Origin of the sequence: Rhizobium sp. Leaf311, assembly GCF_001423445.1 — a bacterium.
Taxonomy (GTDB): domain Bacteria; phylum Pseudomonadota; class Alphaproteobacteria; order Rhizobiales; family Rhizobiaceae; genus Agrobacterium.
In genome coordinates, this window is the sequence record NZ_LMNZ01000018.1 from 131,900 (window position 1) to 144,456 (window position 12,557).

General features: G+C 54.6%; 14 protein-coding genes. 10 read left to right on the forward strand and 4 right to left on the reverse strand.

What is annotated here, in order from left to right; translation table 11 throughout:
• Positions 1 to 178: 178 nt before the first annotated feature.
• The gene (hemJ, locus tag ASF69_RS16305) at positions 179 to 724 is read right to left on the reverse strand and encodes a protoporphyrinogen oxidase HemJ (protein WP_062589254.1); all 546 of its coding nucleotides are present in this window, start codon (positions 722 to 724) and stop codon (positions 179 to 181) included.
• The gene (gene hemE, locus ASF69_RS16310) at positions 721 to 1,755 is read right to left on the reverse strand and encodes a uroporphyrinogen decarboxylase (RefSeq protein WP_062589255.1); all 1,035 of its coding nucleotides are present in this window, start codon (positions 1,753 to 1,755) and stop codon (positions 721 to 723) included. Before hemE ends, hemJ begins: the two co-directional genes overlap by 4 nt.
• Positions 1,756 to 2,160: 405 nt before the next feature.
• On the opposite strand from hemE, the gene ASF69_RS16315 reads away from it, so the two are divergent.
• Genes ASF69_RS16315 through dnaQ form a run of 5 tightly spaced genes read left to right on the forward strand, consistent with a single transcriptional unit; the run spans position 2,161 to position 5,763 of the window.
• Entirely contained in the window at positions 2,161 to 2,982 is an 822-nt protein-coding gene (locus ASF69_RS16315; protein ID WP_062589256.1) for a pyruvate, water dikinase regulatory protein, read from the forward strand.
• Positions 2,983 to 3,014: 32 nt separating this feature from the next.
• Positions 3,015 to 3,614: a Maf-like protein gene (locus ASF69_RS16320; RefSeq protein ID WP_062589257.1), complete on the forward strand. Its 600-nt coding sequence runs from the start codon at positions 3,015 to 3,017 to the stop codon at positions 3,612 to 3,614.
• Positions 3,607 to 4,467 (forward strand): shikimate dehydrogenase, encoded by an 861-nt coding sequence (locus tag ASF69_RS16325; RefSeq protein WP_062589258.1) that lies wholly within the window; start codon positions 3,607 to 3,609, stop codon positions 4,465 to 4,467. Before ASF69_RS16320 ends, ASF69_RS16325 begins: the two co-directional genes overlap by 8 nt.
• Complete coding sequence (gene coaE / locus ASF69_RS16330) at positions 4,464 to 5,063, forward strand: dephospho-CoA kinase (RefSeq protein WP_062589259.1); 600 nt, start codon at positions 4,464 to 4,466, stop codon at positions 5,061 to 5,063. The genes ASF69_RS16325 and coaE overlap by 4 nt, the downstream gene beginning before the upstream one ends.
• Before the next feature lies 1 nt (position 5,064).
• A complete protein-coding gene (gene dnaQ, locus ASF69_RS16335; RefSeq protein ID WP_062589260.1) occupies positions 5,065 to 5,763 on the forward strand; it encodes a DNA polymerase III subunit epsilon in 699 nt (232 codons plus the stop codon).
• A gap of 58 nt (positions 5,764 to 5,821) precedes the next feature.
• Here dnaQ and secB read toward each other — a convergent pair whose 3' ends face one another.
• Positions 5,822 to 6,304 carry a protein-export chaperone SecB gene (secB, locus tag ASF69_RS16340; protein ID WP_062589261.1) on the reverse strand — a complete coding sequence of 161 codons (483 nt, stop codon included), beginning with the start codon at positions 6,302 to 6,304 and terminating at the stop codon, positions 5,822 to 5,824.
• Positions 6,305 to 6,386: 82 nt separating this feature from the next.
• Positions 6,387 to 6,899, reverse strand: coding sequence for an FxsA family protein (locus ASF69_RS16345; protein WP_062589262.1), 513 nt, complete (start codon positions 6,897 to 6,899; stop codon positions 6,387 to 6,389).
• A gap of 252 nt (positions 6,900 to 7,151) precedes the next feature.
• Between ASF69_RS16345 and ASF69_RS16350 the strand changes: the two genes are divergently transcribed.
• The 5 genes from ASF69_RS16350 (at position 7,152) to ASF69_RS16370 (ending at position 12,492) form a co-directional block, all read left to right on the forward strand.
• Positions 7,152 to 7,847, forward strand: coding sequence for a Tim44/TimA family putative adaptor protein (locus ASF69_RS16350; RefSeq protein ID WP_062589263.1), 696 nt, complete (start codon positions 7,152 to 7,154; stop codon positions 7,845 to 7,847).
• On the forward strand, positions 7,844 to 8,962 hold the full coding sequence (locus tag ASF69_RS16355; RefSeq protein ID WP_062589264.1) for a murein transglycosylase A: 1,119 nt from the start codon (positions 7,844 to 7,846) through the stop codon (positions 8,960 to 8,962). The genes ASF69_RS16350 and ASF69_RS16355 overlap by 4 nt, the downstream gene beginning before the upstream one ends.
• Complete coding sequence (locus ASF69_RS16360) at positions 8,962 to 9,537, forward strand: Smr/MutS family protein (RefSeq protein WP_062589265.1); 576 nt, start codon at positions 8,962 to 8,964, stop codon at positions 9,535 to 9,537. Before ASF69_RS16355 ends, ASF69_RS16360 begins: the two co-directional genes overlap by 1 nt.
• On the forward strand, positions 9,534 to 9,899 hold the full coding sequence (locus tag ASF69_RS16365; RefSeq protein WP_062589266.1) for a helix-turn-helix domain-containing protein: 366 nt from the start codon (positions 9,534 to 9,536) through the stop codon (positions 9,897 to 9,899). The genes ASF69_RS16360 and ASF69_RS16365 overlap by 4 nt, the downstream gene beginning before the upstream one ends.
• Positions 9,900 to 10,041: 142 nt before the next feature.
• On the forward strand, positions 10,042 to 12,492 hold the full coding sequence (locus tag ASF69_RS16370) for a DNA gyrase subunit B (protein ID WP_348271381.1): 2,451 nt from the start codon (positions 10,042 to 10,044) through the stop codon (positions 12,490 to 12,492).
• Positions 12,493 to 12,557 lie beyond the last annotated feature (65 nt).

Genomic DNA, 12,557 nt, shown 5'->3' on the forward strand with positions numbered 1-12,557 from the left:
AAGACCGTCTTTAAATATGTGTGGGGAAGGGCGTGATCGCGAATCAGCTACTGGGGAGTTCCCCGCAGACGTCTGAATAATTCACATGCCATTGAGATGAGTGACGCGAAAATAGCGATTGAACGGGAAAGCCGCAAGAGGAAAGCACCAATTCCGAGAAATTTATCGTGATAGACCTTTAAGAGAAGGGTTTCACAACCACAAGTACGACTATCGCGATCATCAGCAGGGTCGGAACCTCATTCATCAACCGCCAGTGACGGGCTGAGCGTGTGTTCTGGTCGCGGGCAAAGCGCCGTGCACTTCTGCTGAAATACACATGCGTCACCGTCATCAGCACGACGAGCCCGATTTTAGCGTGGAGCCAACCGCCAGAGAAACCGAAGGCCGACCAGGCAAGATAGAGCCCCAACACCCAGGAAATCATCATCGCAGGGTTCATGATCACCTTGATCAGGCGCTGTTCCATGACCTTGAACGTTTCAGACTTTTCAGATCCGGGCGCAGCGTCCGTGTGATAAATGAAAAGCCGGGGCAGGTAGAACAAGCCTGCCATCCAGGAAATGACCGCGATGATGTGGAGGGACTTGATCCAGAGATAGGCATCTGCGGAGTCGACATGAAGAACGACGGCCGCCAGGGCAACGAGTGCGCCTAGCGCTACCGCTGCACGCAGCCGGGTTTTGCGGCCCGCATCTGCCGACGTTTGCTTGCCTGTCGTCATACTGTTGCTCCGCGTGCCCTGACACGGGCAACGAGCCTGGCAACATTTTCCGGATCAGCCTGCGGCGTAATTCCATGGCCTAGATTGAAAATCAACGGACCTTGACCAAGCTTGTCGAGGATGGCGTCGATACCTTCCTCCAGCGCCTTGCCTCCAGCAACCATTCGCATCGGGTCGAGATTTCCCTGAACGGGGCCATCCTTCTGCAGATCTTGCGCGAAGGATAGCGGCACACTCCAGTCGAGGCCAATGGCATCTGCGGACGTCTTCTGACGATAGTCCTTGAGGAGGATGCCCGCGCCTTTGGCGAAGGCGATGATTTTAGCTCCCGGCCGTCTTGCTCTGACAGACTTGATGATACGGGCAACAGGTTTTATCGCAAAAGCCTCGAATTCGGCTTCTCCCAGGACACCCGCCCAGGAATCGAAAATCTGCACGGCATCTGCACCGGCGTCGAGTTGCTCGACAAGATAGTCGGCAGACACCTCTGCGAGAAACGCCAGAAGCTTCTCCATCGCTTCTGGTTCCTGATAGCCGAAAAGCCGGGCAGGTGCCTGATCGGGTGTCCCATGACCCGCAATCATGTAGGTCGCAACCGTCCAGGGCGCACCACAGAAACCGAGAAGTGTCGTTTTAGAAGGAAGCTCGCGACGTAGCCTGTTAACGGCCTCAAATACTGGCCGAAGGTGCGCCAATACATCGTCACGTTTAAGACTGGAAATACCCGCCACATCGATCGGGTCCATGGCTGGCCCTCTACCCTCTGTGAAGGTTACATTTCGCTTCAGTGCGTCAGGGATCACCAGGATATCGGAAAACAGGATGGCCGCATCCAGATCGAAACGGCGAATAGGCTGCAAAGTCACTTCTGTCGCGAGTTCAGGATTATAACAGAGATCAAGGAAATTTCCGGCAACCTTCCGCGTTTCCCGGTACTCCGGGAGGTAACGACCTGCCTGCCTCATGAGCCAGATCGGGGGAGGAGACAGCGCTTCTCCATTTAAAACCTTCATTACGCTTCGCTCGGACATGTCGGCCAACTTTTCTAAAAAAAGAATCTAAGAGATCTATAAGATTTTCTATTTCTTAGAGTCTGTGGGTAGCAAGGATTAAAATCTATCTGGCGGAAATGCCGCAAGCTGACCTAAGCCACGAAGATGAAAGATGTTCCAGCCGCGTTTGCCGGGTTAGTGTTGAAAACCCGTATATATCCATGAATTTCAGTTATTTAATCCCCTGTATTTTTGCGCCGTCTTGTGGATAACGGTTAGGCAGAATTTCTTAACTGTTTTTGTCCTCACAATTCACAGGGCACGCTTCACTTGCTACACCGTCCCTCCAATTGTGGACAAAAGCCAGTTTTTCCCTCAGCCTGATCCCTGGCTGGCAAAAGCGACGATGTTGTCCAGCTTTATCAACAGGGGCACGGAATTAGCGTGGAGAACCAAAAAAGTTTCTTTCATCTCCATCTGATTTCTGACTCCACGGGCGAGACTCTGATGTCAGCCGGTAGGGCTGTTTCCGCACAGTTTCATTCTGCCATGCCACTCGAGCATGTGTATCCGATGATCCGGAACCAAAAACAGCTGCAAAAGGTGATAGACAGCATCGATGAGAAGCCCGGGATCGTTCTCTATACGATTGTTGATGAACAGCTTGCCGCGTTTCTCGATCTGCGCTGTCACGCCATAGGTGTTCCCTGCGTCAACGTCCTCGAGCCTGTTATCGGCATCTTCCAGACCTATCTCGGCACGGCCTCAAGAAGGCGGGTCGGGGCGCAGCATGCCTTGAATGCGGATTACTTCGCGCGCATCGAAGCATTGAATTTCACCATGGACCATGACGACGGGCAATTCCCGGAAAGTTATGATGAGGCTGATGTCGTCATTGTGGGGATCAGCCGGACGTCCAAGACACCAACGAGTATCTATCTGGCCAACAGAGGTATCAAGACCGCCAATATCCCTGTCGTGCCGGATGTCCCACTACCTGAAAGCCTCTACAAGGCAACGAAACCGCTCATCGTCGGCCTCGTGGCAACGTCGGATCGCATTTCCCAGGTTCGTGAAAACAGGGAACTTGGAGCGACCGGCGGTTTTGATCGCGGGCAATATATTGATCGAGCAACCATCATGGAAGAGCTGAAATATGCTCGCTCGCTATGCGCCCGCAACAATTGGCCGATCATTGATGTGACGAGACGTTCCATTGAAGAGACGGCAGCAGCCATTCTTGCTCTTCGCCAGAGGACGCGTTAATCCTTCGCACCCTTGTTCGGAGACCATGGTTGATGAGACCGGAACTGATACTTGCGTCGTCCAGTGCGTCGCGCCAGATGCTGATGCGCAATGCGGGCCTGGAATTTTCTGTCGAGCCAGCAGAGATCGATGAACGCGCGATCGACGCAAAACTCGAGAAAGACGGTGCTTCGCCGCAAGAGATTGCCGGCGAGCTGGCGAAAGCGAAGGCTGCAGCTGTCAGTCTCCTCAAGCCAGACGCATTCATTATAGGATGCGACCAGACGATGTCGCTAGGTTCACGCATCTATCACAAGCCTAAAGATATGAGCGAGGCGCACGCACACCTTATGTCGCTCGGGGGCAAGACGCACCGCCTGAATTGTGGAGCAGCGATTGCCAGAAATGGCGAAATTCTGTGGGATGTAGTGACGATTGCGGACATGACCGTAAGGGAACTGACGGACGACTTCGTCGCACGTCATCTCGAAAAAGTAGGGACGAAGGTCCTTTCAAGCGTTGGTGCCTACCAGCTCGAAGGCGAGGGAATTCAGCTTTTCACTGACATCAAGGGTGACTATTTCACCATTCTAGGGCTGCCGCTTTTGCCAATGTTAACGAAAATGCGCGAATTGGGTATCGTCGATGCCTGATTCACGTGAAACATTAACCATCAAGGCGTTCGTTACCGGCTATCCTGTCAAACATTCGCGTTCGCCACTTATTCACGGTCATTGGCTCAGCCATTTCAAAATAGACGGTTCTTACGAAGCGGTCGCAATCGAACCCGCTTCCTTGCCTGATTTCATGAACGGCCTGCGGTCTGGCACCAATGGTTACGTGGGTGGCAATGTCACGATACCCCATAAGGAATCCGCCTATCGACTGGCGGATCGTCCTGATGATCTGGCTCAGGAACTCGGCGCTGTTAACACGCTTTGGGTAGAAGACGGACAGATCCACGCAACAAATACAGATGGCTTTGGCTTCCTTGCCAATCTGGATGCATGCCATCAGGGATGGGACCGCACAGATAAGGCGGTCATATTCGGCGCAGGGGGCGCAAGCCGTGCTGTGGTGCAAGCACTACGAAATCGCGGCGTGCGTGAAATCCATGTGCTTAATCGGACTGTCTCAAAAGCGCAGGAGCTTCGTGACCGCTTTGGAAGCAATATCTTTGCGCACTCGGTGGCTGCACTCGGCGAAGTCTCCGCAGGAGCGGGATTGTTCGTCAATACGACATCCCTGGGCATGGATGGAAGCGAAGCGCCTTTCATTGATTTCTCGAAGCTCGCTTCCGGTGCGGTGGTCACTGATATTGTCTATGTACCGCTGAAAACGCCCATTCTGAAAATGGCAAAGGAACAGGGGTTTTCGACTGTAGACGGTTTGGGAATGCTCCTTCATCAGGCCAGACCCGGGTTCGAGAAATGGTTTGGTAAAAAACCTGATGTTGATGAAGAACTGAGAAGTCTCATCATCGCCGATATGGACGTTCACGCATGATCACCATCGGCCTCACCGGATCGATCGGAATGGGTAAGTCGACGACTTCAAAGCTTTTCGAAGATGAAGGCGTGGCCGTTTGCGATTCAGATGCTGTCGTCCACCAACTTTATATGGATGAAGCCGTTCAGCCGATTGAGAAGGCTTTTCCGGGGGTCGTCGAGAACGGCGAAGTAAACAGGAAAATACTCGGCGATCTTTTGCGCGAGAATCCGGCTAATTTTAAAGTCCTTGAAGAGATCGTGCATCCGCTGGTTCGCAAGCGGCAAGCGGCCTTTCTTCAGGCCTCCCGTGCAGCAGGATTCGATTTTGCGTTGCTGGACATTCCACTCCTGTTTGAGACTGGCGCTGAAAACCGCGTGGACGTCGTCGTCGTCGTCACATGTGCACCGGAGATACAGAAGCAGCGCGTGATGGATCGGCCGGGAATGACAGAAGAAAAACTTCAGATGATCCTTGCACGTCAGATGCCAGACGAGGAAAAAAGAAGACGCGCGGATTACATAATAGATACGAGCAACGGAATTGCGGATGCACGAGTGCAGGTTAAGGCAATTCTCGACAAGCTGAAATCCGACCGTGGAAGTGAGACTTAAAATGCGCGAAATCATATTCGATACGGAAACCACGGGCCTTGAGTCGAAGTTTGACCGCATCATCGAAATTGGTGGGATTGAACTCCTCAATCATTTTCCAACGGGTAGAACCATCCATCTCTACATCAATCCGGCAGACCGCAAGGTCCATCCTGACGCCCTTGCAGTGCACGGCATTACCGACGAATTTTTGCAGGACAAGCCGAAATTCGAAGAGGTTGTTCAGGAAATCCGCGATTTCTTCGAGGGTGCTCGCTGGGTGGCTCATAATGCCACCTTCGATATGGGCTTCATCAATGCCGAATTTGCGCGGTTGGGAATAGAGCCAGTGTCGCCCGAGCTGGTGACCGATACCTTGTCCATGGCGCGCCGGAAACATCCGATGGGGCCCAATTCATTGGACGCCCTCTGCCGACGCTATGGCATAGACAATTCACACCGTGCCAAGCACGGCGCGTTGCTCGACTCCGAACTCCTGGCTGAAGTCTATATCGAAATGATCGGTGGGCGTCAGACCGCGCTTGGTTTTGGCGGCGCCGTCAAGTCCAAGGTGACCGAGGTGGTGGACGACGTTCCTATGGAAGCACTTGTAAGAACTCGGCCTTTGCCGCCGAGACTTGATCCGGCAACGGTCGCCGCGCATGAGAAGCTTGTGCAGGCCATGGGTGAGAAGGCGATCTGGAACAAATACCTTCAGTGAGATCAAACAAAAAACCCGGGTGCTGGACCCGGGTTTTCTTTTTAAGACTCTACTGCAATCAGTTCGGAACGGCCTGAACCTTGGCGCGGGCCTGTTCTTCGGCAACACGCTGCGCGAACATCTGCGAGAAATCGATAGGATCGATCATCAATGGCGGGAAGCCACCGTTGCGTGTCACGTCAGCAATGATCTGGCGCGCAAATGGGAAGAGCAGGCGAGGGCACTCGATAAACAGAACCGGCAACATGTGCTCCTGCGGGAAACCGGTGATGCGGAATACGCCGCCATAAACCAGCTCGGCAACGAAGAGAACCTTGTCGCCATCCTTTGCCTCGGCATTCAGTGTCAGCACGACGTCGAAGTCAGAACCTGAAATCGGGTTCGCGTTGACATTCACGTTGATGTTGATGGCAGGTGCACCATCACGTGCCTGAAGCGACCGCGGAGCCCCTGGATTTTCAAACGACAAATCCTTCGTGTACTGGGTCAGTATGTTGAGGGAAGGATTTGCCCCTTCCTGCGCACCATTTTCAGATGTCATGATATGTCCTCGCGGATTGAATAATTGGAAGCCCGTCTATCACCTAGGCAAGGGGCTTACAACCCTTTGAACTGTTGGGCCGTTACGGTTTGGGCAGGTCGCGATCATCTCTGGAGGGCGACCAGGGCGATGAATTTGGGCCGTCGCGACGAAAGTCCTCTTCGTCGAGGTCCACGACCTTGCCCGGGCCTGCGCCCTGCGGTCCTGAGCGGAAATTCGACGACTTGAAGGATGTCGCAACGACGATCCGCGGGCCCATTGCTTTCCAGATCAAAGCCCTGAAGGCCGGAACAAGCAGGAGAAGCCCGAGGATATCCGTGATGAAGCCGGGCAGGAAAAGAAGTATACCGGCCACGACACGCAGTCCGCCGCTAATCATTGCGGCAGCGGGTTCCGCGCCTGTCTTGCTGGCGTTCTGAAGATCGCGGACCATTCCAAGACCACCTGAACGGAGAATGAGAAGCCCGATAAAAGACGTCAGCAGGATAAGCCCCAATGTCAGCCACAAGCCCAGAGCCTTGCCGACAATGATGAAGCCGGCAATTTCCAGTATTGGCATCAAAAGAGCGATGACCGGGACAAAAGAAAAACGCATAAATCCTGCCTTTTGGTATTGGAGCTCAACAGCCTTGCGATGGCTTATTCGCTGATACTACAACCTATCGAAAAAACTCACACCGAACCACATCCGCTGCTCCTCGCGGAAAATTCGGTGCCTCGGCAAAAATCATATTGCCAAAATCCATGCTTAGGAAACCGGCAATTGAATCTGCCTGTTTGAATGATGGGCAGATGCAGACTATATGATGTGTAGAAAATTGGATTTAAATGGCGGTTTCGGTAAAAGATGGGCTCAAGCGACTTTATAACATTGTTTTTTCTAGTGGCTGCGGTGCTGATTTTTCTTCAGCTACGTAGCGTCCTTGGCCGTCGTACAGGCAATGAAAAGCCGCCAATGGATCCCTATAGCCCGCGCGATGCTGCCAAATCACTCTCTGACGATAACAAGGTTGTGACCTTGCCGAAAAAGGGAGAAGGCGACGAAGAGAACCGATTTGCCGAAATCGATGCCGTCGCTCCTGCCGGTTCGCCGCTGAATGATTCGCTTCGGGAGCTGTCAAAGACGGACCCTTCCTTCCGCCCGAAGGAATTCTTGAACGGCGCCCGTATGGCTTACGAGATGATCGTGATGGCTTTTGCGGATGGCGATCGCAAGGCGCTTAAAAATCTGCTTTCAAAAGAGGTTTATGATGGCTTCAATGCCGCGATTACTGACCGGGAGAGCCGTGGCGAAGTCGTGAAGTCCACCTTCGTCGGCATTGAAAAGATCGACATCACCAATGCCAGCATCCGTGATGCGGAAGAGCAGATCACCTTGAGGATCGTCAGCCAGCTGATTTCCGCCACCTATGACAAGGACGGAAAGCTGATCGATGGCGATGCCGAAAATGTTTCCGAAGTCGATGACATCTGGACGTTCTCGCGCGACATCCGTTCGCGTGATCCGAACTGGAAGCTGATCGCGACCGAATCCGAACAATGACAGGCGTCGATCCGGAATTCCGATTGGAGGAAGTGCCTTTTGCCGCCCTGCCGGGTTGGCAACAGGACGACCCTGCAGATCTGTTTCCGGCATTAAGCGCCATTCTGCAACATTTGCGCAGGGGTAAGCCCTACCGAACGGGAAAGTTGGGTCTTACTGCGTCTGACCTGCTGCCACTCCTGGAACAGGCGGAATCCGTCGATACCTCGGACCCTGCCGCTTCTCGCAAATTCTTCGAAGAGCAGTGCCTGCCCTTCAAGATTTCCTTGTCATCAGGCAATGCGGGTTTCGTTACCGCGTTTTACGAACCGGAACTGGAAGTATCCCACACGCCGGATGATGTCTGGAAATACCCTATATATCGTCGGCCTGACGATCTCATCGACCTCGATGAAAGCAATCGGCCTGACTGCATGGATCCATACTATGCTTTCGGGCTGGAGCGGGAAGGCGAGATTTCGCCTTATCCAGACAGGGGCGAGATTGATCGCGGCTATCTGGATGGCCGCGGGCTTGAAATTGCCTGGGCAAAGTCGAAGGTTGATCTGTTTTTCGTCCACGTACAGGGCGCAGCGCGATTGAGATATGCTGATGGGACGATCAAGCGTATTACCTATTCGGCAAAGGCAGGCCATCCATTTTCCCCGATCGGTCGCCTCTTGCTTGATAGGGGTGAACTGGATCCCGCTACCGTTTCAATGCAGACCATCCGTCAATGGCTACGCGATCATCCCGAGCAGGTGGATGAGGTTCTCTGGCACAACAGGTCTTACATTTTCTTTCGCGAAGCTGATGTGGAAAGTCTCGATCTTGGGCCGATTGCTGCCGCCAAGGTGCCTTTGGTCGCAGGGCGTTCTCTTGCCGTAGACAGGCTTATTCATACATTCGGTTTTCCGTTTTACATCGCCTCGCAAAGCCTTACGCATCTGGATGAGGGGCGATCCTTTGCGCGATTGATGCTGGCACTCGATACGGGCTCCGCCATCGTCGGGCCAGCCCGCGGTGACATTTTCACCGGGTCAGGGGATCTCGCGGGAGAGCTTGCCGGCACCGTGCGCAATGCGGCGGATTTCTATATACTGATCCCCCGTGGGGCGGCGGAAAGGTTTCGGTAATGAAGGGCGGCCGCAAACTCGGCAAGGACGAACGCATCTTGTGGGGAAAGGTCGCCAGGACGACGAGGCTTGTCTCCGGGCGCGTTGAAGACTTGCTGGAATTTGAGGCCCTTGAAGCCGAAGCCCAGCCGGTGGCTGAACAAAAAACCGTAAAGACGATTCCGCCGTTTCCTCAAATGATCGTCGAGACGGTGCCCCAACTTACGGCAACCGAGGCCGATCGAAAACGCATCCATAGCCCCATGGAAAAACCGGTCAAACGCAAGTTGACCCGTGGCAGGCTTTCGCTTGAGGCGCGCATCGATCTGCACGGAATGTTCCAGAGCGAGGCTCACGCCGTTCTTCTGGATTTTCTCGTCCGAGCCCACGAACGCGGCCTGAGACATGTCCTCGTCATTACCGGCAAGGGACGCTCCCTCGGCAGTGACGGCGCGTTGAAGAGGGCGGTGCCCATGTGGTTTTCCAAACCGGAGTACCGTTACCTCATATCGTCCTATGAGGACGCCTCCATGAACCATGGCGGCGATGGCGCGCTCTATGTTCGCCTCGCGCGGCGCCGGGGAGATACCTCGTGACGCCTTTCTCGGAAGCCGTGCGGGTTCTTCGCGAGAAAAAAGGGGTCACTCAACGGCAGATGGCCTTGGCCATCGGTGTTTCGCCGGCCTATCTTTCGGCGCTGGAACATGGAAAGCGAGGCACGCCGAGCTTTGATCTTCTGCAGCGCATAGCCGGATATTTCAACATTATCTGGGACGAGGCCGATGAATTGTTTTCGCTGGCGGGCGTTTCCAATCCCCGCGTTGTCATCGATACCGCCGGATTGCCAAAGGAATATACAGCCCTCGCCAACGGATTGGCACGGGATATTCGCAAGCTGCCACCAAGTGTGATAGATGAATTGGCAGCCGTGCTGCAAAAAAGCCGTTCTTGCGACTGAAACCCTCGCTATCCCCTGCTTTGTGCAGGGTTTTGGCGCTTGTGGACTTTGGTTATCGAGGCGGAATTTCTATAGTCACACGTCAGATTGAAAGTGATTCGCTGTCGCGCCGTGTCATTGGCACGCGCTGCGGCAGACACAGTTGGAAAGAGTGCTTATGACTGAAACATCGTCGAGCGAAAACGCAGCCAGTGCAGCTTATGGAGCCGATTCCATCAAGGTCCTGAAGGGCCTTGATGCTGTGCGCAAGCGCCCAGGCATGTATATCGGCGATACCGACGATGGTTCCGGTCTTCACCACATGGTCTACGAAGTCGTCGATAACGCCATTGACGAAGCACTCGCCGGTCACGCCGATCTGGTGACCGTTACGCTGAATGCAGATGGCTCAGTGACTGTTACGGATAACGGCCGTGGTATTCCCACCGACATACATACGGGCGAGGGCGTTTCCGCCGCCGAAGTCATCATGACGCAACTGCACGCTGGCGGAAAGTTCGACCAGAACTCCTACAAGGTTTCCGGCGGCCTCCACGGCGTTGGCGTTTCTGTTGTCAATGCCTTGTCTGTGTGGCTGAAGCTGCGCATCCGGCGCAACGGCAAGGTCCATGAAATCACCTTCACCCACGGCGTGGCCGATGGCCCGCTGAAGATTGTCGGGGAGTACGAAGGTCGTTCAGGCACTGAAGTCACCTTCCTTGCCAGCTCCGACACCTTCACCATGACGGAATATAATTACGCCACGCTCGAGCACCGCCTGCGCGAACTGGCCTTCCTCAATTCCGGCGTGCGCATTCTTCTGACAGACAAGCGCCATTCCGACATAAAGCAGGAAGAGATGACCTATGACGGCGGGCTTGAAGCCTTCGTTCGTTATCTCGACCGTGCCAAGAAGCCGCTGGTCGACAAGCCGGTTGCCATCAGGGGCGAAAAGGACGGTATCACCGTCGAGGTCGCCATGTGGTGGAATGACAGCTACCACGAAAACGTCCTGTGCTTTACCAACAACATTCCCCAGCGCGATGGCGGCACGCATATGGCCGGTTTCCGTGGGGCACTGACACGTCAGGTGACGTCCTATGCGGACAGTTCCGGCATCACCAAAAAGGAAAAGGTCTCCCTTCAGGGTGAAGACTGCCGCGAAGGTTTGACGGCCGTATTGTCGGTGAAGGTCCCAGATCCGAAGTTTTCGTCGCAGACGAAGGACAAGCTCGTATCGTCGGAAGTCAGACCAGCGGTCGAAAACCTCGTGAATGAAGCACTCAGCACCTGGTTCGAAGAGCATCCGGCAGAAGCAAAGGTGCTTGTGGGGAAGGTCGTTGAAGCGGCGATTGCCCGTGAAGCCGCCCGGAAGGCGCGTGAACTGACGCGTCGCAAGGGTGCGCTCGATATCGCCTCGCTGCCCGGCAAGCTGGCCGATTGCTCGGAGCGCGACCCTGCGAAGTCCGAAGTCTTCCTCGTCGAGGGTGACTCTGCCGGTGGTTCCGCCAAGCAGGGCCGTTCGCGTGAAACGCAGGCTATTCTTCCTTTGCGCGGCAAGATCCTGAACGTCGAACGCGCCCGTTTCGACAAGATGCTGTCCAGCCAGGAAATCGGCACGCTGATTACCGCTCTCGGCACATCCATCGGCAAGGATGAATTCAACGCCGACAAGCTACGCTACCACAAGATCATCATCATGACCGATGCTGACGTCGACGGCGCGCATATTCGCACGCTGCTTTTGACTTTCTTCTTCCGTCAGATGCCGGAGCTTATCGAGCGCGGCCATCTCTATATCGCCCAGCCACCGCTCTATAAGGTCACACGTGGCAAGTCCGTACAGTATCTGAAAGACGAGAAGGCTCTGGAAGAATATCTGATTTCGATGGGTATCGAGGAAGCGTCGCTGACCGTCGGTTCGGGTGAAGTGCGCGTAGGCGAGGACCTCCGCGAAGTCATTCTGGATGCCGTCAGGATGCGGACGCTCATCGAAAGCCTCCATTCGCGTTACAGCCGTTCGATTGTCGAACAGGCTGCAATCGCTGGTGCTCTCAACCCGGAACTTTCAGCTGATGCCAGCAAGGCGGAAGCCACAGTGGCGGAAGTCGCGCGTCGTCTGGACATGATCGCAGAAGAAACGGAACGTGGCTGGACCGGTGAAGTCCTTGGCGATGGCGGGTTGAGATTCTGGCGCATGGTGCGGGGCGTCAAGGAAGTATCGACATTGGATATGGGACTGCTTGGCTCCGCGGACGCCCGCCATATCGACCAGCTGGCTTCCCGCATGGCTGAAATATACGCGACACCGCCTGTCCTGCAGCGCAAGGACGGAAGCCAGACAATCTCCGGACCGCGCGCACTTCTCGATTCCATTTTTGCTGCAGGGCGCAAGGGTCTTTCCATGCAGCGCTACAAGGGTCTCGGCGAGATGAACGCGGAACAGTTGTGGGAGACGACTCTGGACGCCAACGTCCGTTCGTTGCTGCAAGTCAAGATTCCTGACGCGACTGATGCGGACGGATTGTTCGCTCGTCTCATGGGCGACGAAGTAGAGCCACGCAGGGATTTCATCCAGGAAAATGCTTTGAGCGTTGCAAACCTCGATATCTGATATTTCTCTGTGGATCTCCGTCAGGGCGATTCACGTGAAACAGAAAATTAACAAAAGGCCCGACG

Coding starts and splice junctions, on each gene's coding strand:
- hemJ (WP_062589254.1), bottom strand. CDS start 724: ATGACGACAGGCAAGCAAACGTCGGCAGATGCGGGCCGCAAAACCCGG.
- hemE (WP_062589255.1), bottom strand. CDS start 1,755: ATGTCCGAGCGAAGCGTAATGAAGGTTTTAAATGGAGAAGCGCTGTCT.
- ASF69_RS16320 (WP_062589257.1), top strand. CDS start 3,015: ATGAGACCGGAACTGATACTTGCGTCGTCCAGTGCGTCGCGCCAGATG.
- ASF69_RS16325 (WP_062589258.1), top strand. CDS start 3,607: ATGCCTGATTCACGTGAAACATTAACCATCAAGGCGTTCGTTACCGGC.
- coaE (WP_062589259.1), top strand. CDS start 4,464: ATGATCACCATCGGCCTCACCGGATCGATCGGAATGGGTAAGTCGACG.
- dnaQ (WP_062589260.1), top strand. CDS start 5,065: ATGCGCGAAATCATATTCGATACGGAAACCACGGGCCTTGAGTCGAAG.
- secB (WP_062589261.1), bottom strand. CDS start 6,304: ATGACATCTGAAAATGGTGCGCAGGAAGGGGCAAATCCTTCCCTCAAC.
- ASF69_RS16345 (WP_062589262.1), bottom strand. CDS start 6,899: ATGCGTTTTTCTTTTGTCCCGGTCATCGCTCTTTTGATGCCAATACTG.
- ASF69_RS16350 (WP_062589263.1), top strand. CDS start 7,152: ATGGGCTCAAGCGACTTTATAACATTGTTTTTTCTAGTGGCTGCGGTG.
- ASF69_RS16355 (WP_062589264.1), top strand. CDS start 7,844: ATGACAGGCGTCGATCCGGAATTCCGATTGGAGGAAGTGCCTTTTGCC.
- ASF69_RS16360 (WP_062589265.1), top strand. CDS start 8,962: ATGAAGGGCGGCCGCAAACTCGGCAAGGACGAACGCATCTTGTGGGGA.